The 19,352-nt window shown below is 56.6% G+C and carries 15 protein-coding genes and 3 pseudogenes; 7 read left to right on the top strand and 11 right to left on the bottom strand.

All coding sequences use genetic code 11. The annotated features are described in order from the left end of the window. Positions 1-281: 281 nt before the first annotated feature. Positions 282-644 (top strand): annotated as a pseudogene (locus tag AC2ETI_RS28240) (integrase core domain-containing protein); the annotation flags it as partial. A 175-nt stretch (positions 645-819) separates the two neighbouring features. Here the strand turns inward: AC2ETI_RS28240 and AC2ETI_RS28235 are convergent. After that, entirely contained in the window at positions 820-1,311 is a 492-nt protein-coding gene (locus AC2ETI_RS28235) for a flavin reductase family protein (RefSeq protein WP_081051251.1), read from the bottom strand. A 114-nt stretch (positions 1,312-1,425) separates the two neighbouring features. Next, positions 1,426-1,971: an NAD(P)H-dependent oxidoreductase gene (locus AC2ETI_RS28230; protein WP_051636668.1), complete on the bottom strand. Its 546-nt coding sequence runs from the start codon at positions 1,969-1,971 to the stop codon at positions 1,426-1,428. A gap of 860 nt (positions 1,972-2,831) precedes the next feature. On the opposite strand from AC2ETI_RS28230, the gene AC2ETI_RS28225 reads away from it, so the two are divergent. The 3 genes from AC2ETI_RS28225 to AC2ETI_RS28215 all read left to right on the top strand — a co-directional run bounded on the left by AC2ETI_RS28225 (position 2,832) and on the right by AC2ETI_RS28215 (position 8,525). Further along, on the top strand, positions 2,832-4,292 hold the full coding sequence (locus tag AC2ETI_RS28225) for an APC family permease (protein ID WP_158510662.1): 1,461 nt from the start codon (positions 2,832-2,834) through the stop codon (positions 4,290-4,292). Between the two features lie 1,303 nt (positions 4,293-5,595). Next, positions 5,596-7,653, top strand: coding sequence for a primary-amine oxidase (locus AC2ETI_RS28220; protein ID WP_081051253.1), 2,058 nt, complete (start codon positions 5,596-5,598; stop codon positions 7,651-7,653). 140 nt (positions 7,654-7,793) lie between these two features. Further along, entirely contained in the window at positions 7,794-8,525 is a 732-nt protein-coding gene (locus tag AC2ETI_RS28215) for a DUF5134 domain-containing protein (RefSeq protein ID WP_059016411.1), read from the top strand. 495 nt (positions 8,526-9,020) lie between these two features. Here AC2ETI_RS28215 and AC2ETI_RS28210 read toward each other — a convergent pair whose 3' ends face one another. Then, positions 9,021-9,425, bottom strand: coding sequence for a pyridoxamine 5'-phosphate oxidase family protein (locus AC2ETI_RS28210; RefSeq protein WP_030003100.1), 405 nt, complete (start codon positions 9,423-9,425; stop codon positions 9,021-9,023). 558 nt (positions 9,426-9,983) lie between these two features. Here AC2ETI_RS28210 and AC2ETI_RS28205 point away from each other — a divergent pair. After that, positions 9,984-10,628 (top strand): PaaI family thioesterase, encoded by a 645-nt coding sequence (locus AC2ETI_RS28205; RefSeq protein ID WP_483634702.1) that lies wholly within the window; start codon positions 9,984-9,986, stop codon positions 10,626-10,628. Positions 10,629-10,840: 212 nt separating this feature from the next. On the opposite strand, the gene AC2ETI_RS28200 is transcribed toward AC2ETI_RS28205, so the two are convergent. From AC2ETI_RS28200 to AC2ETI_RS28180, 5 genes are all read right to left on the bottom strand, one after another. Continuing rightward, a complete protein-coding gene (locus AC2ETI_RS28200) occupies positions 10,841-11,140 on the bottom strand; it encodes an oligopeptide/dipeptide ABC transporter ATP-binding protein (protein ID WP_081051254.1) in 300 nt (99 codons plus the stop codon). Continuing rightward, positions 11,065-11,649: an ABC transporter permease gene (locus AC2ETI_RS28195; protein ID WP_244891538.1), complete on the bottom strand. Its 585-nt coding sequence runs from the start codon at positions 11,647-11,649 to the stop codon at positions 11,065-11,067. Before AC2ETI_RS28195 ends, AC2ETI_RS28200 begins: the two co-directional genes overlap by 76 nt. Positions 11,650-11,889: 240 nt before the next feature. After that, complete coding sequence (locus AC2ETI_RS28190) at positions 11,890-13,113, bottom strand: DegT/DnrJ/EryC1/StrS family aminotransferase (protein ID WP_030003097.1); 1,224 nt, start codon at positions 13,111-13,113, stop codon at positions 11,890-11,892. A 60-nt stretch (positions 13,114-13,173) separates the two neighbouring features. After that, positions 13,174-13,341: a hypothetical protein gene (locus tag AC2ETI_RS28185; RefSeq protein WP_158510663.1), complete on the bottom strand. Its 168-nt coding sequence runs from the start codon at positions 13,339-13,341 to the stop codon at positions 13,174-13,176. 173 nt (positions 13,342-13,514) lie between these two features. Next, on the bottom strand, positions 13,515-14,033 hold the full coding sequence (locus AC2ETI_RS28180) for a VOC family protein (RefSeq protein ID WP_051636688.1): 519 nt from the start codon (positions 14,031-14,033) through the stop codon (positions 13,515-13,517). A gap of 233 nt (positions 14,034-14,266) precedes the next feature. On the opposite strand from AC2ETI_RS28180, the gene AC2ETI_RS28175 reads away from it, so the two are divergent. Beyond that, positions 14,267-14,887, top strand: coding sequence for a TetR/AcrR family transcriptional regulator (locus AC2ETI_RS28175; protein ID WP_030003095.1), 621 nt, complete (start codon positions 14,267-14,269; stop codon positions 14,885-14,887). 86 nt (positions 14,888-14,973) lie between these two features. Here the strand turns inward: AC2ETI_RS28175 and AC2ETI_RS28170 are convergent, their stop codons facing one another. Next, positions 14,974-15,237, bottom strand: a complete 264-nt coding sequence (locus AC2ETI_RS28170) for a response regulator transcription factor (RefSeq protein ID WP_244891539.1) — start codon at positions 15,235-15,237, stop codon at positions 14,974-14,976. Between the two features lie 275 nt (positions 15,238-15,512). On the opposite strand from AC2ETI_RS28170, the pseudogene AC2ETI_RS28165 reads away from it, so the two are divergent. Next, positions 15,513-16,139 (top strand): annotated as a pseudogene (locus AC2ETI_RS28165) (IS30 family transposase); the annotation flags it as partial. A gap of 19 nt (positions 16,140-16,158) precedes the next feature. Here AC2ETI_RS28165 and AC2ETI_RS28160 read toward each other — a convergent pair. Further along, positions 16,159-16,581: pseudogene (locus AC2ETI_RS28160) on the bottom strand (DDE-type integrase/transposase/recombinase); the annotation flags it as partial. Between the two features lie 1,030 nt (positions 16,582-17,611). Further along, complete coding sequence (locus AC2ETI_RS28155) at positions 17,612-18,901, bottom strand: MFS transporter (protein ID WP_051636665.1); 1,290 nt, start codon at positions 18,899-18,901, stop codon at positions 17,612-17,614. Between the last annotated feature and the right edge of the window lie 451 nt (positions 18,902-19,352).

The raw sequence follows: 19,352 nt of genomic DNA, 5'->3' as shown, positions 1-19,352 counted from the left end.
GCGTTTTCCGTTGAGTCGATCGCGGTTGCCCGACAACCTTGCAGGCGAAACGCTGTGAGAGGCCCATCTTTTTCTGGAGCATGCCGACAGCGTTTCGCGTGGCGGTCGGACTCAGAATTTTCCAGTGATGATGGTTGTGGGCGCGGATCCGAATGGCCTGAGCCGAAACTTTCCTTTCATAGCAGCGATTGCCCGCGACCCATCACTGCCCCGTCCACCCTGGCCGTGGTGCTCAACCTACGGAAAGGACACTGCATGGGCCGGCGCAACGGCCATCGATTTTCATGCACAACGCCCGCGTGTTCTTCGCCGCGCACGGCATCACCCGTATCGAGCGCGTGATCACAGACAACGGATCATGTTATCAGGCAGCTGATTTCACGGCTTTACTCGGAAACCCTCGACACCAACGGATCAGGCCGTACACCCCGAAACGCAATTGGGAGGTCGAACGCTACAACCGCATCCTCGCCGGAGAACTGCTCTACTCACGCGAATGCACCAGCGAAGCTGAGCGGCGCACCGCGGTCGAAATCTGGATCATCCACTACAATTATCACCGACCGCATTCAATACGCGGAGGACGACCGCCCGCCGCCTACCATTGGCACCGGGTCACCAACGTCCGTTCCTCCTATAATTAGTCCCCTTTCCATATCGAATCTAATCAGCCTTCGTATTCGGCAGAATTATTTCTGGGCAATTTGAGTTCCCTGGGAAATCCGACCCGCGAACGGCGATTTCATTTAGTGTAAATGCTCAATTTTCGGAAACGTGTGTTTAGATTACCGCATCCGCACTCGTAACGCATAGTTAAAATCAATTCAATGGCCTGAATCGGGACCCATGGTAAACGAGTGGATCCAGATCGTGGTCTGACATGACGCTGTGAACCTGTAATACGATTACGTCGTGATCTCCCGCCTCATGCGTGGCGTAAACGCTACAGTCCAACCAGATAGAAGCTCCTGAAAAGAACAAAGCATCTGTCTCAGTTCTTTTTAAGGGGACGTTGCTGAAGCGAGTCTCGCGTTCCCCTGATAATTGACGGCAAAGAGATCCTTGTTCATTTCCCAGGACGGATACACCCAAATGTTGGGCTTGGCGAAGACTTGGCCACGATTGTGATGATTTTTGGACTGAAAAGAGCACGAGAGGTGGCTCAAATGAAACGCCGACGGTAAACGAGGACGATATGAGAACGAAATCTTCTCCCTGAATTGTCGCGGCAATTGCCGCAACTCCAGAAGGATAATGTCCGAATACTCTTCGTAAGGTCGCGGGGTCTGATGCGAGCGGCACGAGGTACATATTTTCCTTTTCGGCTGACGAGTGCATGGTTCCTACCTTGGCGGAGTTCTAGAGTAGTTCTTAGCAGATGTATTGAGTAGCTGGATATTCGGTGACGAGAGGTCTAATCGGTGTTCAGGCTCCGACAGTCTTCGTTGAGGGTTCACTAATCGCCGCGGAGATGGTCGCCACCCGGCGGAGCGATGTCGAATTTAGTTCAATCCAAGTTCGAATTCTATCGGCGACTCGATCCATGTCGCTCATTACAAAGTAAAAACCGCGCGAGGGGATGGATGCGCCCAACTCGACTAGGAGCGGACGTAAATTTACTTCCGGACCCATGGAGTGTGTGAGGTCTCCACCAGTCATTAAGGGAATGGCTATGATATCTTTGAGGCCATCAGCGGGAAGTCGATCGAGGAAAGCCTTCAGCATACCGGTATAAGTTGCTTTATAAGTGGGTGATGCAACGATGAGCAGATCGCATTCGGTGATCGTTTCAATAAAATCGGACATCACGTTTGATGGCCACGCGAAAATTTGATCGGCATGCGCGGGCAGATCAATGATTGTTAGATCATAGGTGCCTTCTATTAGTAGCTGTTTTACGAGAGCTTCGGCGATTCCTAATGTGCGTGATTCGCTTTTCGGGTTACCGCAAAGGATGCATATCTTTAACATGGACTTCCGCTCCAAACACTTGTTTTTTGTCGGGGAACTTATCCTTTATTCGTGCTGAGAGTCAGAAGTCCTGACATCTGGATCAGCGTGATTTCGGAAAAGTGGTCCACCGAGGTTGGGTGTCTCGGTTGGCGTGCAGCGTCTCATGCTGTCCTCCGCAGAATATCACCTGATCACTCATCCGTCTCCCCGTTGAAGGATTGGGTGCTTGGCGAGTTGCCTTGTGAAGCATCGCGAGAGTTCACCGACTGGGGTCAGCACCTGTGGGTGTTAGGCCATAGGCAGAGAACAGCCAAAAGCAGCGAACTGCGGTGGACCGACAGTCGCCTGCGCGGTTACCCGACGTGCCGGCGCGGTGTTCTCGCCACACGGGCAGACGGCACCTGGCGAGAATGGAGAGCGCGACGCGCCTGGACAGGCAGGGGAGTAGGCGTATGAGTTCGACTGTGCAGTGCGCGTCGGCGGCGGACTTTCCGAACAGAGATGAGGAGCACCGGGGCGGTGGCATGTCTTTCAGGATGGACGGGCATCCCCAAGCGTGAAGTGTGCTGGGACCCGAAACGCGGCTGCTGACCTGCGTATGTTCGGCATAGCGCGCTGGCTCCGTCAGAGCCCGTGTGTTCCGCAAGCAGTGCGACTGGCGTCGTGTGGATCCTAAAGTTTAATTAAAATTGGATCCAATTGTGAAGCCATGATGTAATCTCCAGAGGGCAACCGGCCGCTGTACTCGCAATGGAGCGAATGGGTGGGCGTTGATGTGTCCCGAACTAGTTGAAGGTGAACTCAATGATCACGAACACAGTTCTGTCATTTTCTCCTGAGAAGCAAGTGTTTCTTGCGCGATCTCCGGAGTGCGGTCTGTGACCGCCGCGGCACCCGAAAACATCGGGGATGCGACCGGAGATCCTAGGAAGGCGGCGTCTTCGATCGAGGTACCGCTTGATCCACATCCAGGTGGAGGATTGCGTTGGTACCACGGGGTCGGCGCAGTGGGTGGGGTGGTTGCTGCACCTTTTGCGGTGGGGCTGTATTACCCCATTCTCGGAACCTGGGGTGCTGTACTCGTTTACGGCATTCTTGCACTTGTCGCATTCTTGATGAATAAATTGTTCGCGGAGATGGCCGGGATGTTCCCCACCAAACAGGGAGGAATAACAATTTATGCGAGTGAGGCCTTCACGGGCCGAGTTCGTTGGGTTTCTGTCGTAACGACCTTCAGCTACTGGATGGGCTATTCCTTCGGCTTGAGCTTCATGGCCACATCGATTACCTATATCGTCCAAGCGCAATGGTGGCTCGCTGGAATACCGGAGTGGACAATTATTGGCCTGACATTGACTGGGGATAAGGTTGTCAGCATTGGAGCCATCTTGCTTGCAGCAGCGCTCGCGTACCTCGGCCCAAAGGTGTTCGCGCGAATCAGCCTCATCTCCACGGCTGCGCTTGGCATCATTATCGTCCTAGCCTGTTTGTCTCCATTATTTGCTCTGGATGATCTGCAGATCTCCACAGCTGCGTTGGCGTCGCCGGGTTGGATGACGTTCGCTGTCATGTTGTATGTTGTCGCGACGAGTGTCTTCGGTACTGAACTTATTGCTACCATGGCGCCGTCCTTTCGAAATATCGTTCATGACACCAGACGGGCGCTACGTGTGGCTGGCGTACTAGTTCTGCTTTCGGTGATCATTGTTCCGATCTCTGCAACGGCTGTTCTCGGAGAAGACGTCGTAAGCCAGAACCCTCTCAATTTTCCGTCGCTCGTTGTGGCGTCTATATTTGGAGGATCGTCGACAGTAGTAATGATCGTAAATATCGTACAAATGACGATGACATTCAATCTCATGGTGATTGTTATCAGTGGCGTATCGCAATTGTTATGTGCGATGGCCGAGGAAAATTTGACGCTCCGTCAAATAGGGCAACGTAGCAAGTCGGGCGCGCCAGTTGTAGCAATTCTAATTGCAACGATCATGAATGTCCTACTACTTTTGATTGCTGAAAATCCTGTGGCAATCTTACTGGCAAGTAACTTTGGTTACGTTCTTGCTATAATTCTAGTTATAGTTTCGTACATTATCTTGAAGCGACGAGCGTTATTGCGCGATACTTCTGGCCTGCTTCGGGTCCGACTAGGTGTTCCGATTGCCATCATCGTGCTCTGTGTAGTGGGAACATCTTTTGTTTGTGCGATTCTGTTTCCTAGCCTTGTCGGCGGAACCTTCAGTGAATCCTCGTTGTCCTTCGTGATATTGGCTGTGGCAATGCTCGCCTTCCTTTATCGGCACAAAATTCAGGATCAATCGCAATCAGACCGGATCTGATTCGCCGTCCGGTAACAGTCTTAGGATCTCTCGTCTGCGAATTCGTTCGGCTGCTCCACGCCGGAATATGCAATGACTATTTGTCTATCTATGTCGTTGCCGACCCTCGTCAGCTATGCGGTGACGGACCGGTTCGACCACGCCAGACTTGGACAAGACAACATCTGCGACTGCGCTGGGGAGACTGCAATGGGCCTGCGGTTGAGGGTCAAAGGGGCGACTCAAGTCGCCGGCCGGTTTATGGAGTTCCAGAAGGCAGTCGCTTGGCGTCATCCTTTCGTCCCCAGCGCGCCGTTCCGCGAGTTGAGACTTGGACGAGCTAGCGGGTCTTATCCGATCCGCATGAGGGCGCGACCGGTACGTTAGCGCGAAGTGTTTGGCGAGACGGTACCGTTCCATTCCGGACTGATCGAACACTGAGTCACGTTCTCAGGTGAAGCGATGGCGAAAGCAGACTTTGCCCTAGAGACGGGTGCGCGTTCGCCTGCCGATGACTTTGTGCTCGTTACAGGGTTGCTGCCGCTATGTAAATCGTTCGTCGTGTTGACGGCGGTGTCTCCTCGTCGTAGGCTGAAAGCATAGAGTCGGACGATCGTTCGACTGTCCAGTTTCTGAAACTTCTTGTCCGCCAAAGCTGTCATGAAGCTGCCGATGTTGCTGGCAGCGTCTTGCAGTTGTTGGTCGAGAGGAAGGGGGCTCCCTGATCTGGCCGACGAGATTGTCACCGCCCGCAATCGCTCGTCGACGTGAAAGTCCTGCCAGCTGAAGCCGCAATGGCTTCACGTTACGGTCGGCGCAGTCGAACTGCCTAATGCAACGGCGAGGCAGCGAATCCGCGGGTATCGCCTACACCTAGCCGCGACCCTTGCATCGTCGAGAATGCGGGCCCTCGGCCGGGTAGACCTCGAATTCTATTGCTCATCATTCGGGGGTCTCGCCGAATGCATTCGGTCAAATACACCCGACCTCCTTGCGCCCATCCGTCCGCGAAATCGGCAGCTACTGCCGGAAACTGATCGCCACCTAGTTGGCCGCAGGGAAAATTTTTGTGTAACAACTGAATTCGCACTATTCCAAGCTGCGTCGAGCCCGCGGTCGTTGGGAATGGTTGCGGCTCTGTATCGACACGCTCGGCTCTCGACACATCCAAGTGAATGACCGATGGCCTCGACCGGAAGAACGCCAGCAGCTTCCGGAAACCGGTGCGATGTGTGGCTGCAGGCACCGTGCATGAACGAATTTTGGTTTCCACCGCTACATCGAGTCTGGACACTCGGCACACAATAAGGAGAACTTCGACCGTATGAACACTAGGAACCTCGACGTCGCAGCAGAACAACGCCAGCTAGCCAGTGTCGTTCACCCGCTTGCCTCGCTCAGTAGTGAAGAGATAGACGTTGTTCGCGGGATCGTCGCAAATATGCCCGACTTCACAGAAAACACACGATTCTCCTACGTGGGACTCGAAGAGCCGATCAAAAGCGATGTGTTTGCATGGGAGTCAGGAGAAGCTCCCGCACCCGACAGGAGAGCACGTGTCTGGCTGCACGATCTTGATAAGGGAGTGTCAACCGACTCGGTAGTCTCACTCACTACCGGCCTTGTGGTCAAGACCGCTGTAGTCGACGGTTCGGAAGGCCAGCTCCCAGTTCTCGACACCGAAGCCATGAATATTATCGCTATTCTCGCTTCAGATGAGGGTTGGGTCGCCGCTCTGGCTACGCGCGGATTGACGACTGGTGACGTGCAAATCATGCCTCTCTCTGCTGGTCATTACGGTTACCCGGACGAGGACGGCCTACGTGTTGTAAGGTGTCTGGCGTTCAAACAGGACTACCCGGCGGATCATATCTGGGCACACCCAGTCGATGGTCTCTCGGTCTACCTCGACCTCCTGCAAGGCGTCGTTCTGAAAATCATCGATACGCGTATTTTCGATGTGCCTGCCGAGAGTGGAAATTACGATGATCCCGAGATCCAGGGTGCGCCACTCCAGGGCCTCAAGCCGATCAAAATTACTCAGCCCGAGGGTCCTAGCTTTACAGTGGACGGAGAGCACATCGCTTGGGGTAACTGGAAATTGCGGCTCGGATTCGATGTCCGTGAGGGCCTGATATTGCACCAACTGAGCTTTGCTGATGAGGGCGTGGATCGACCGATCATGTATCGAGGGTCCATCAGCGAGATGGTTGTGCCATACGGCGATCCGAGTCCAAATCGATTCTGGCAGAACTATTTCGATGCCGGCGAGTTCCTTTACGGACGGTTCACGAACTCGCTCGCGCTTGGATGCGACTGCGTCGGTGAGATTAAGTACTTCGACGCTGTTTTCGCTGATGAGCTAGGTGCGCCACGCGTGGTCGAGAACGCCATTTGTATGCATGAAGAAGACTTCGGCTCGCTATGGAAGCACACGGATCTCTTCACGGGGGCTCACGAGGTTCGTCGCTCTCGGCGACTCGTCATCTCCTTCTTTACGACGGTGGGAAATTACGATTACGGTTTCTTCTGGTATCTCTATCTCGACGGGACAATTGAATGCGAAGCCAAACTTACTGGTGTCGTGTTCACTTCGGCGTACCCAGGCGACAACGCCGACGGAACTCCCTACCCGTACGCCTCACAGATCGCGCCTGGGCTCGGTGCGCCTTATCATCAGCATTTGTTCAACGCACGGCTCGATATGACTATCGATGGTACTTCCAACGTAGTCAACGAGATCGACGCTGTTCGGCTACCGGTGTCAGCAACAAATCCTCACGGCAATGCCTTCACCAAATCGAGCTCGCCCATCACTTCGGAAGCCGTCTCCGGTCGTGTCGCGGACGGTAGTCGAGGGCGCGTGTGGCAGATCGCGTCGACCGATGCGACGAACCGGCTAGGCCAGCCGACATCATATGTGTTGCACCCCACAGACGCGCCGACGTTGATGATGGACCCATCGTCTTCTGTCGCAAAGCGGGCGACCTTCGGTGCCAAGCATTTGTATGTAACGCGATATGATCCGGCCGAACGTTACGCTGCGGGCGACTTCGTGAATATGCACCCCGGTGGCGGTGGCATTCCCGAGTTTATTGCTGATGACGAACCCCTCGTCGGTGAGGACCTTGTTCTGTGGCACACCTTTGCCCTGACTCACTTTCCGCGCTCGGAGGATTGGCCGATCATGCCGATGGATTACGCGAGATTCACACTCAAGCCATATAATTTCTTCGACAAGAATCCCACGTTGAACGTGCCCGCACCGGTTGGTGAGGGTCACTGCATCGCGTCAAGCGATCAGGCTTGCGGGGAGGTTCGCTCTGGGCTCGGAGTACGCGAGGATCACTGTGTTGACGGAGACGGATCGCCCTTACCCTGAGGGCTTTTCAACTTTGCCGGTTTCAAGATCTAACGCTGACGGGAGGTGCGGAGCGGCGTCGCAGACCACCTCCCGTCCGCCAAGGCGCCGCTTTTGGGGTTTCGTGGTGCGCAGTGAGTGCCTAAAGGAGGGAGGGTGCGGTGATTGTGGATCTGCCACTACGGTGGGTTGCCACGATTCTCTTCGGATTCGTGCTTGGATATTCCCTGTATTGCATCTGGTCCGTCCAGAGTGTGGCTCAGAGAGTAAATCATGGGTTTCATGTCGCTGCATCCCTGGCGATGCTTGCGATGGTCTGGCCAGGGTTTCCCCGAATTCCGGTAACACTCCAAGTAGTTTTCTTCGCCGTCGGAGTAGGTTGGTTCGCGGTCTCAGCTGTGCGATCGCGCTGCGGTTTTGTGAAGAGAATTAACACTACGTATCTGCGCCAATCGCACGTTAGCTTCTATCACTCATTGATGATGATGGCGATGCTGTGGATGGTCTTCGTCATGACGGGTGGAGCCTCCGGAAGCTTAATTAAACACGACCATTCGACTGAATTCACTCATCCCATGGCTCCGCCCGCGGCCCGAATCCCAGGACACGCGCAACACCGCGAAGGAATCGTTCTACCGTCGGTATCAGCGTCAGCGGACTGGGACTGGATATCAGCAGTGACACTTGCGATCGCTCTTACCTTTGCAGCGGCATCTGTAATCTGGTTTTACGGTCCTGCACACGCAGCGGGGGATTTGAGACCCCCGTTAACATCCGCGGCGATCCCGATAACCACTGTCAAGCTCCATGATTCGAGCAAATTGACGTCGATGGCAGCAAGTGAGGCTGGCATGGCGGCGGGCATGGCAATCATGACTTTGCTTCTTATCTGAGAATGCCGGCACCCGCGGAGTCGGGCAGAGTAGGCAAGCAGCAAGCGCCCGCCGCGTATATGTGGGTTGCCTGCGATCTTTTTTCTTTCCGTCGCCGGAGAAGTTTTTCGACAATGCTACCCAGTGCCGTTCGTGTGGCTATTTGCGCTGATAGTGAGTGGACCAGGTTTGGCTGTTCATCGAGTCACCAGGAATCTTTGAGCGACTTGTTCGGCAACAAAGCCGCCGAACTTGCAGCGGCACAGAATTTTTTGCGAGTCGCTTTCAGAAGCGTTCGCAAAGTGCCGGAACACCTGAGCATTTGGGACGTTCAGCACCTGTCTCTCCCGGAGAGAAGTGAGGCGGCCGGCTTTGCTTTGCCCGAGGTATGCTCGGCCCGCGACCCCGGAACTGAAGTCGGACTTCCTGGCCTCATCGTCGCCCTTAACTTTGCCGGTGTCGCGGACGGAGCTACCTCGCATATACCTAGACGTTACATTCACGCGCGTTCGTTACTCAACCTTCTATCCCGATGAACCGTTCCGGAAGCATTTCGATGATAATGTAGTCGTCCTGCTCGTTTATTTCCACGTACTGAGGAACTTCCTCTTCTGAAACATATCTTCTCGCTATTTCTCGGGTAACCGCATTCGTCGCATCGGTAGTGCCCACTACCGAGCCTTCAGCTCGCACAAATTTGTATGGCGGCTGCTCGTCCTGGACAACGAAGGAAAAAGTGCCGGCTGCTGCGATCAGCTTTGCCTTTGCTGAATTTCGCGCGGTCCAGATTCGCAGAGTTCCTGCAGGTGTGTAGTCGTACCAGATGGGCGTTGCGAACGGCGCTCGATCGCCTCGCCCAACCGCGAGCACACCCACGTGAAGTTCTGATAAGAACTGCTGCTTTTCTTCTAGCGACTTCATTACATCTCCATATGTGTTGGCGGAATAAACCACGTAATGTCGAAATTTCAGTAAGACGCAAAGCCAGAGTCGGTATTAGTTAGATGGTTCGGATGTGGCCGTATTCCTCGGGGACAAGGTATGGCTAAATCGGTGGGTGAAAAGTAGCCGCGTGTAGCGCCTGTCGTACGGCTTGGGAGATTGAAACCATCACCTGCTGCAGCAGGTGATCAGGTAATGCAACGAATTGCAGAAGAGTGGTCGGGCAGTGCTTAATTTGGATTTCGTAGCCGTCTTCAAGTTTACGGGGTATTTGGTGGCCTGTCCATCGGTCGGTATTTGAGTTTGTGCCGTTGATGAGGCCGCATATCTCCCCAGTTCGTTCGGCTCAAAAGGTTGGTGCCGGGTGTGACGCGCGCGGGAGCCTCGCGCCTGACGCCCGGCTGGACGGTAGGAAGGTTGTTCGTTTCTGGCGTGCGTACAAATTTCGGTAATCGCGGATCGACCCGATGTGGGGATCATCGGTTCTCGCACGACCGGTACCCGCTGAGCGGAACGTCGCATTGTGACGATGGCGGCATGGGTTCATACTGGCCGGAGTCGAAGGCAAGGAGTCGTATGGAAGAACGTCCTGTCGATGAGTTCGACTATGGTCGTGCAGTTTACGAACCATTGACACAGTCGGTTCGACAGCTCATCGATGCCACGATCCGAACCGAGGTCGGTGAGGATACGGTGGCGAAGGTACAGGCACTAGTCGATGAAGGTGCCCGGCTGTTATCCGAACGTCTTGTGCCCGAGTCATTTGGGGTTCAGTACACTCGCGACGGGCGTGGTATGCCGTGGGGAAATGCAATAATAGGTCTTCGTAATCCCATCGCCCCTCCACTCGTAATCGAGCGAAATCGGGACGGGTCGGTATGGTGTGATGTTGAACTCGGCGCTGCGTATGAGGGGCCCCCGGGCTGTCTGCATGGTGGAATATCCGCACTGATTCTCGACCAACTGCTGGGTGCGACGGCACATCGGCCCGCGCAGCCCGCGTTCACCGGCACCCTAACTGTCCGCTATCAGCGACCGACGCGGCTCGGTCGGGTGCACGGTGAGGCGCGAGTGGTGCGCCATGACGGAGTCAAGACGTACGCGGTGGGGCACCTTGAGAATGGCGAGGGGATCATGGTCGTGGCTGAAGGTGTTTTCGTTCGCCCCGCCGGGCGGGCTTGATTGAGTTGCCAAATGGCCCGGAGAGTTTCCTGTTGCGTTCGTCAAGTGGTAGCCGCGGCAAGCGGTTACCTGCATATTCTGGGTCTTGGCGCGTGGACGCAGTCGATGCCATTGCATAGCGATCTTGAAAAGTTCTGCGACGGAGGAATCTTGATGGGAGGAGACACTGACTGTCCGACTTCGGGGCATGTGCGAGAACAACCTACATTGCATCATTGTCGGTCCTTCCGTCCAAGCAATGTCGAGATTTCATGGCGTATGCGAAGTGGTGGCAGGTCCCCGCGCTGTACCCCGAAGGTGACCGTTTTCGCCGGCCGAGCGCGAGCAGCGAGACGACAGCCGGTGATTGGCTTCGTCATGTCCTGTACTCCATCCGGAATTGTTTGCAGCGCTGTGTGCGTCGGCGGTTCGAGACGTGGAATCGCGGCCATCGGCGCTACGGTGTACGGGTGGTGAGGACGAGCGAACAGCTCTTCGGTCGCCGACGTTTCCACGAAGGAACTGGCGTACATGACGGCGACACGATCGGTGCGACCGAGACCACACCGAAGTGGAGCCAGCGGGACTGTGCGCTGCCGATTATGCCGTCGAGACCCAGACCCATCATCGGGATGAGCGAGAACGACGACGGGCGGAGCGCGTCGCTGAAAAGCACTCGCAGCGTGGGCATTCCCTTCGATTTCGACGCGAGGATGTAATCCTCACGGAGCGTCGTCACCAGGTCGGATCGGAGAACGCGAGTGAACATCGCCATCTCGAGGAGGCTGATGGTGATCGCGGGAAGTATTGCGTGTGAGAGGTTTCCGGAGAGGCTGTCACCGATGCGCACCCACTGTGATCGGGGGAACCAGCCGAGCCAGTTGACGGTGACCATGATCAGCAACAGACCGGCGAGGAAGCTCGGGACGGAAAGAACACCGAACGTCGCGGCGCTGATGACGCGGTCGATGACGCCGCCTTCGTGGTGCGCCGACCAGAGTGCGAGCGGAACTGCGACGACGAGTGCGATGACCAGACCCATCACTGCCAACTGAACGCTGACGGGCAGTGCCGAGCCGACCGCAGTCAGAACGTCCTGCTGCGGGGGAACAAGCGAATTACCGCCGTCGCCCTGCAGAGCACATGTTCGCTAACCGAAGGCTGAATGCCTGATCAGGTGTGAACGGGGCAACATGCTTCACTGTGGATGTCTTCTAAAGTGCTGGGGGTTCGCACGATACGGTGCCCGGTGCTGTGAGGGCCGTGCACCGTATCGTGGGGATCAGGCTGTGGTCGCCGGGGTGAACTGGGATGCGAATGCGTGGATGCTGGCGACGACGTGGTCGAGTTCTTCGGTGGTGGTGCCGTGACTCATTCCCAGTGACATTCCGCGTTCGAATACGATGTCTGCGTTGGGAAGTCCGTCGGTGGGGACTCTGTGTTCTACGCCGCGCATCATGGGGTGCCTGGTGACGTTGCCACTCCAGACGGTGCGGGTGTCGATGCCGGCAGATTCGAGGGATTCTTGCATGTCGCCGCGGGTGAAGCCTGCTGTTTCTCTTACCAGGACGGGGTAGCACAGCCATGCGGTGTGGAAATCTTCGAGTTGTCGGGGGAGTGTGAACAAGTCCGGGTAGGTGCCGAATGCGTCGCTGAATGCTTGGAAGATTTCGGCGCGCCGCTTGAAGTTGAAGTCCAGTTTTTTGAGCTGCTGAAGTCCGAATGCTGCGCCTAGTTCGGAGGGTTCGAAATTCCACGGCAGTACGTCGAAGATGAAGTCGTTGTCGTATTCGACGCCGTCGAGGTTTTCGCGGAACACGCGTCCGGTTCCAGCGGAGCCGAACAGGTGTGGCTCGGAGCGGCGTCCCCATCGACGCAGCATAAGTGCTTTGTCGCGCAGTTTCTCGTCGTCGAGGCAGACCATGCCGCCGTTTCCTGCGCAGGTGATGATGTGTGCCATCGCGAAACTTGTGACTGTGATATCGGATCGTGATCCAGTTTTGGTGCCGCGCAGCGTGGTTCCGATGCAGTCGCACGAGTCTTCGATGATTTTGAGGTCGTGTCGGTCGGCGATGGTGCGGATCGCGTCCCAGTCCGGTGCGTTGCCGGCGAGATTGGGAATGAGGATTGCCTGGGTCTTGTCGGTGATCAATTCTTCGATCTTGGATACGTCGACGTTGTAGGTATCGGCTTCGACGTCGACGAAAACAGGGATCCACCCCCCACGAACGATGGGGGAGACGTCAGTGGAGAACGTCAAGGGGGAAGTGATGACTTCGGCCCCCTTCGGTAGATCCAGAAGCTCGAGGGCGAGGTACAAGGCGGACGAACCGGAATTGCACATCAGACCGAGTTTCTTGCCGTACAGGTCTGCGACTTGCGCTTCCATCGCGGCGACGTTCTTCCCGATCTTGAGTCCGAGGGGTCCGCTGCGAAGAACTTCGAGTACGGCGTTGATTTCTGCGTCGTCGTGGACGCTTCGGGCGTAGGTGACGCGAGGGGGCATGGTTTTTCTCCTTGTTGGTGACTTGATGTGGTTGCGTGAGGTTGCAGAGATCGGGGCGGGCTAGCGGATGGCGGAGCCGGCATAGACAGGCGGTGAGACAACTGTGACGTACCGCGCGCCGTCGGAGACCGGGCGGAGGAGTGTGTTGGTGACGTCGGATATTTCGATGCGTTCCACCGGGAGTGAAATGGTGAAGATGGGGCCGAGATCCGGGCGTTGTTCCAGCAATCAGGCAGTTCCCACTTGTCCGTCTTCGCGTCTCATCGTGTAGGGGACGAAGCCGGTTGGCTCGCAAACGTCGATGACATTCGCTCTCCGTGAGGCCATCTCGACGGCATGGTTGCCTCCTTGACATTGCACAACACTGGCGACAAACGTAACTTTTCCGAAGAGGCTCACACTTAACACCTTTCGGCGGAATCGGGCGACGCGCACTTCAATTGTGCCGTGAGTCGCGCTTCGGTGGCTTTGTCCAAGAGTTCCACAACCTGTCCGAAAGGATCATGGTGATACGTTGCGCCCGTGGGGAAATCTCCGTCCTTGACCCCACCCATCCAGATGGGAGATCCAGCTACTTCCAATGCGTTCGCCGCACTCTTGAGGTCATCGACGGTGAAGCCGACGTGATGAATGCCAGGCGCGTAGTCCCACACCACTGAGTCGGGAACTGCGCGCAGCAACTCCAGATGCGGTGGCTCGCCGACCGAAAGGCCGATCTGGGTCTTCCAGACTTGGTCGGCACCGTTGATCCTGCATGGATAGGGCTTCGTGTCGAACAGTCTGATCTCTATGCCGTAGAGGTCGGCGAACTGGGCGACAGCGGCATCGAGATCGGGGACGACAATGCCCAGGTGATGAATGCGGCCCAGCGAAAACGGGCGCTGTCGAGGGCATGCGTCACCCCGGGATTGTAGGTTCACCAGGTATCTCTCGTCGAAGATGTGAAGACCGAGTGATACCATGAAAAGCCAGATTGAACGCTCATTCAAGCACCCTTCCCGCTCAGCGGGAAGATTCGCTGGCTGTGTTGAAAGTATTGGCCAGCAGAGCATTTCGATATGTCGAAGGACTGTTGACGTGAGTTCGGCGGCAACCTAGTCTCGGTTGACTAGGTGTTCAATCCGGGCTTCACATCCGGTGATCGGGAGGACTGATGGCGGACGTCAAGTCGCGTCGCGAAGATATTCTGACTGCCTCCGCGGAACTGTTCGCGAAGAAGGGTGTCGCATCGACCTCGATGCGAGAGGTGGCAGATCTGGTAGGTGTGCAGCCTGGTGCGCTGTATCACCACTTTCCGTCGAAAGACGCTATCGTCAACGAGCTGATCACGAGGTTTCTCGTTGATCTACAGGCTGCATATGACGCGGGGGCTTCGCCTCGCCTCGACCCGAGGGAGCGGCTCGGTCGAATAGTTGAGCTCTCGCTCGAAGCCGCACAAGCGCAGCCTCATTCGACTCAGGTTTTTCAGAACGAATTGGCGAGTTTGCGGGAGCGGCCAGAATACGCGTGTGCCAAAGATCTGGCGGATCGGGTGCAGCAGACGTGGCTCGACGCGATAACAGCCGGCCAAGGCGCCGGTGCGTTCCGTTCGGATGTTCCTGCGAAGGTATTTCACCGTTTCCTTCGAGATGCGGTATGGCTTTCCGTCAGATGGCACCGCAACGACGATCTCTACACGAACAAAGAACTTGCGCACGACTGCCTTTCGGTGTTCTTGGAAGGATTCGCATTGCCGCCCCGGACGCGGCTTTCCTCGTCAAGACAAGTGAGTTAACGAGGACGGCTTCGTTGAGGACTCGTTCCAAAAAAGCAGTTGCATCTGTCGGTGCTATGAAGCAGACAAGCGAATTTCGCCTTGGTTCAGCCTGGTAGTCCCAACTCTGCCGCGCGTGCACCCAGTTGGAAACGGGTGGTGATGCCCAGTCTTTCCATGATGCTGGCGAGATGCCGCCGGTAGGTACGTGGCGAGACCGAAAGTTGCCGTGCCGCAACTTCATCGGTCGATCCGGCGCTGAGTGCACGTATTATCGCGATTGCGATATTGTCGAAGTCTCTGCGCCGCAAGTCAATATGGTCCCGTAGGGGAAGACCCGAGGACCAGACTCGCGTGAGAGCCTTTTCCATCGCCTCTGGTAGGTCCCCGCCAGTGATCGTATACACCCTCGGGGCCCCATCGTTGCACGTCCACAAAACAGCTTCGCGCCCATCGATGGCCATCTAGTTGCGGAAGTCGCTGTAGGAGAAGCGAATACGATCGGTCAACAGGCATCCAGTTCGGAGGATATTGCCTTTCTGGCTTTCGACATACTCAGGCGAGACCAATATCTGGACCCGACTACCTGCGGCTAGACTATTTCGAAGCAGTTGATCAGCTGCCGGGTACTCGCTACGTACGGGACGCGAGAGCGAAACGCGTTGCCTGGGACCACGTGACACCGGACGTACTCATCAACAAGCGTCCCGAAGAAACCGACGACCGTGCGATTCCCGGACACCACGAAGGAGACCTCATCATCGGCACGGACAGGTCCGCGATCGGCACCATCGTCGAGCGCACAACTGGGTACACCACTCTCGTGCACTTACCTCGGGAACAAGGGTGGCGAGCGCAACCGATCACTAAGACCGGGCCGGCACTGTCAGGCTACGGCGCAATCTCGATGAACAAAGCATCGGCACAAGCGCTGGCGTCGATGCCCACCGAACTCAAACGCTCGCTGACCTGGGACCGAGGAAAGGAAATGTCCGCGCACACCCAGTTCACCATCGACACCGGGCTGAAGGTCTACTTCGCCGAACCGCACAGACCGTGGCAACGAGGCACCAACGAGAACATGAATGGGCAACTCACTAATACTTTCCGAAGGGAACCAATCTCTTGCGATGGAACCCAGACGATCTCGCGGCAGTCGCACACGCTCTCAACACCCGACCGAGTGAGCGACTCCAATGGCGAACCCCCGCCGAAGTATGCGACGAACACCTACAAATCAATTCAACAGCAACGTGTTGCTTCGACCAGTTGAATCCGCCCTGCACTCCATGGTCCGAGTGAATGAGTGTGCCGGGGGTTTGGCTTCGATTCGAAATGGCCATTACCAGAGCTTTCGTCACCAATCTCGCCGTCTGAGAACTGTCGATCGACCAACCGGCGACCCGCCCCGAGAACGGATCCAGGACAACAGTGCAGTAGATTTTTTCGTCGCGCGTGGGGTGTTCCGTAATGTCCATGACCCACAGCTTGTTCGGCTCCTGGCGCGTGAATTTACGATCGACGAGATCGCTCACGGTCGGGATCTGATGCTTGGAACGCGCACGTTTGTCGCCCGGAAGGCCTTTCACACCAGCAGCTCTCATCAACAATTTGATGCAGCTGTGTCCCACGACAATGCTGTGAACAAGGGTGAGTTCAGCGTGGATCCGACGAGCACCGTAGGTTCCGTGGGATGCCACGTGGACCTCGGTCATCCGCTGTGTCAACCAGGCATGGCGCAGTGAGCGTTCTGAGGGTGGCGGGCTTCGCCACTCGTAGTCTCGGACACCTCCAGGACCCGGTATGCCGTCTGAGCGGGTAGCCCGTCCTTGGCATCACCTCGATCGCTTCGAACCGCCTTTTGGGAGCACCACCGACTTCGGCAGATCCGTGAAGCGTTCGGCGATAGAAGGTTCAGTTTCCAACTCGACGACACGGCGATTGCCCTCGCGATGCTGATGGCCGTTGGATGGCAAACCGCGTCACACATGTGCACGTCGCTGATCGTCGACGCGTTGCAGACGGCCGTGATCGGCGGGCGCGTCAGGACGGGTGCGGTTGTTTTTTGAGAACGTGTAAGGCCGTATACTTCAATCGAATTCGAAGATTTTTGAGAGTCGAGGGACGTGCGCACCAGTGCCGGATGAGAAGGGTGTGTTGGGGCAACGCCGCGAAGGCCGTTCTTCGCGTCCCTGTAGAAACGAGATCTACTGCCGGCAGATGTTCGACACTCGGAGCCGGGCACGGTTCGCGGTCGCCGAGTAAATCGAGGTGTTCTACAACCGGCGATGTCTGCATTCGACACTGGGCTGTCGCACCCTCGCGGAAGCCCTCGCCGAGTAGCGAAACGCAGGATCAGACGCCCGAACCGTCAACCTCGGTGTCCAAGAACTCGACTCATTCCAGGTATCGCCTGCGGTCCGGAATGACACTGATGACGAAGCCAAGGCATCTTTTTCTGGAACAACCTGTCGATCGGTCTTGGGGTGGCGGCACTCTCGACCGATCCGCCACCCCTCGAACGCTTCTTGCTCGAAACGTCGCCGCCACCCATTGTGGCGTTGCCGGCCGATCTCCTAGTGGCGGCACGTGGCGGCGACACCGCCACTGGCTTACTTGAGTGGCGCAGTGCCGCGAGCTTGTGCTTTTCTCAGCGCCTGAGGGCCGTCGCGAGTCTTGACGGCCCTCAAGCGCTTCGCGACTGCGGAGGTCACTGGAGAATTCCGAGCGCAACCGGAACAGATCTCAGCTGCGGATCGATTCGACCGCCGATTCGGATTGAACGGTCGCTGTAAAACGGGGAGCTTTTCGGACGAGTATCGGCCCGGCTATGGCGATCAATGCGAGGAGAACCAGCGGGAGCAGAGGCATCCACTCGATTCCCATGCGGTCCACAACGGTCGTGATGGCTGCTGGACCAAGGAACATTCCCGTCACACCGACTGCGTTCACCAAGCCGATGTTGCGACCGGAGTTCTGTGGATCCATGCGCCCCGCGGCGGACAGCATGATCGGGACAATGCACGACACGCCTAGCCCGACCAGCCCGAATCCGAGGAGAGCTTGCACTGGCGACACTGCGGTCATCATGCATGCCGCGCCGAGCGCGCCGATTACCCCGCTTCCGCATATGACCGCTTTCTGGCCGAACCGTTCGGTGAGTTTGTCGCCCAGCATGCGGCCTACAAATTGGGAACCGGAGAACACGGTCACTGCTAACGCAGCGGTTCCCGCTGTCGTGTCTAGAGTCCGGCGGACGAATTCTTGGCCCCAATCGTACGTTGCGTTCTCGGCGAGGTAGGACACGAAGGCGAGCAGGCCGAATCCCACCATGACAGCCAGACCGGCATACTTTGCATCGTTGGACTTGGAATGCTCTTCAGACTTGCGCACACCTGCGGGAACAGGGTGTGCAGCCGGAACGATCTCCTCGTCTCGCCGCAGATACATCCGGCCGAACACATATCCGAGGGCGGACATCGTTAGGCCCATTGCGAGGAATGGAACCACTGCACTTTCGGTGAAAGATCGGGCGAAAGCACTTCCCACGAGTCCGAACAGGAATCCGCCCGCTGGATACGCTGCGTGGAACGATGAGATGATCGGCCGTCCGTAGTGGCGTTCCAACTGGACACCATTGACGTTGATGACGATATCGACGAATCCGCGCAATGTTCCAGCCAGCAGACCGAATGCGAGTAGTCCGATCATTCCGTCAAGGAAGGCGAGTGGGATGTACATGAGGGGATATACCGTCAAGGATGGAATCGCGATATTGCGGCAGCCCCATTTGTCGATCAGCGGTCCCGAGACGGCACAGCCGATTGCAAAACCGAGTCCGAGAGCGAAGGCAAGGGAGCCGAAGCTGGCGTCGCCGTCGTCGCCCTCCCATCCGAGGCTGAATCGAAGTGACGTGGTGCTCGTGGACCACATGACGATGACCGCGCCCAACTGAAAGAAGCCGAAGAATGTTGCTAGGCGGGACCACTTCAAACGGTTGGAGACCGTCCGATAAGGGAGTTTCGTCTTTTCCAAGATTCAACCTTACTGGTAGCAATTTTGGGGTGGGCGGCAAATTGTGTCGACACGCCACGAGAGGTGCTGAGTGCATGAGCGGTAGCGTCGAAAGCGCCGACCTACTGAAGCTTACGAACGGACGTTAGTCTATCGAGGCGCATGCCCGCAGCCGTTTCGGATTTGTTAACTCCTGATTTCTTCGTATGTGGTTCGCACGGGCGGGGGGAACGATGAGATGTGCAAACCAGCGGTGTCCACTACCCCTTCGATGTAGTACCGACTACGGCGCTAGCGCCACATGATGGCTACGTCCATCGGCAAACAGACTGCGAGAGATGTCATTTCGAATCGACGAGCGATGCGTGTGTAGGGAATCGCGTTTACGTGACACCCTCGGTTCGTGCTGTTGCCGCAACTGCGTCGCAATGGCCGGGGCGACGCGCGCCGTATGCTTGGTCGAACGTCTCGG

The sequence above is a fragment of the Rhodococcus sp. MurmanLake-1 genome, assembly GCF_056945715.1.
Note: the sequence above shows the minus strand (reverse complement) of the source record. Positions and strands in the feature narration are given on the sequence as shown.

Bases quoted from the DNA above. Each gene is read 5' to 3' on its own strand.
- AC2ETI_RS28235 (WP_081051251.1), bottom strand. From the start codon at position 1,311: ATGTACCTCGTGCCGCTCGCATCAGACCCCGCGACCTTACGAAGAGTA.
- AC2ETI_RS28230 (WP_051636668.1), bottom strand. From the start codon at position 1,971: ATGTTAAAGATATGCATCCTTTGCGGTAACCCGAAAAGCGAATCACGC.
- AC2ETI_RS28220 (WP_081051253.1), top strand. From the start codon at position 5,596: ATGAACACTAGGAACCTCGACGTCGCAGCAGAACAACGCCAGCTAGCC.
- AC2ETI_RS28210 (WP_030003100.1), bottom strand. From the start codon at position 9,425: ATGAAGTCGCTAGAAGAAAAGCAGCAGTTCTTATCAGAACTTCACGTG.
- AC2ETI_RS28205 (WP_483634702.1), top strand. From the start codon at position 9,984: ATGGGTTCATACTGGCCGGAGTCGAAGGCAAGGAGTCGTATGGAAGAA.
- AC2ETI_RS28200 (WP_081051254.1), bottom strand. From the start codon at position 11,140: ATGTACGCCAGTTCCTTCGTGGAAACGTCGGCGACCGAAGAGCTGTTC.
- AC2ETI_RS28195 (WP_244891538.1), bottom strand. From the start codon at position 11,649: ATGGGTCTGGTCATCGCACTCGTCGTCGCAGTTCCGCTCGCACTCTGG.
- AC2ETI_RS28190 (WP_030003097.1), bottom strand. From the start codon at position 13,113: ATGCCCCCTCGCGTCACCTACGCCCGAAGCGTCCACGACGACGCAGAA.
- AC2ETI_RS28175 (WP_030003095.1), top strand. From the start codon at position 14,267: ATGGCGGACGTCAAGTCGCGTCGCGAAGATATTCTGACTGCCTCCGCG.
- AC2ETI_RS28170 (WP_244891539.1), bottom strand. From the start codon at position 15,237: ATGGAAAAGGCTCTCACGCGAGTCTGGTCCTCGGGTCTTCCCCTACGG.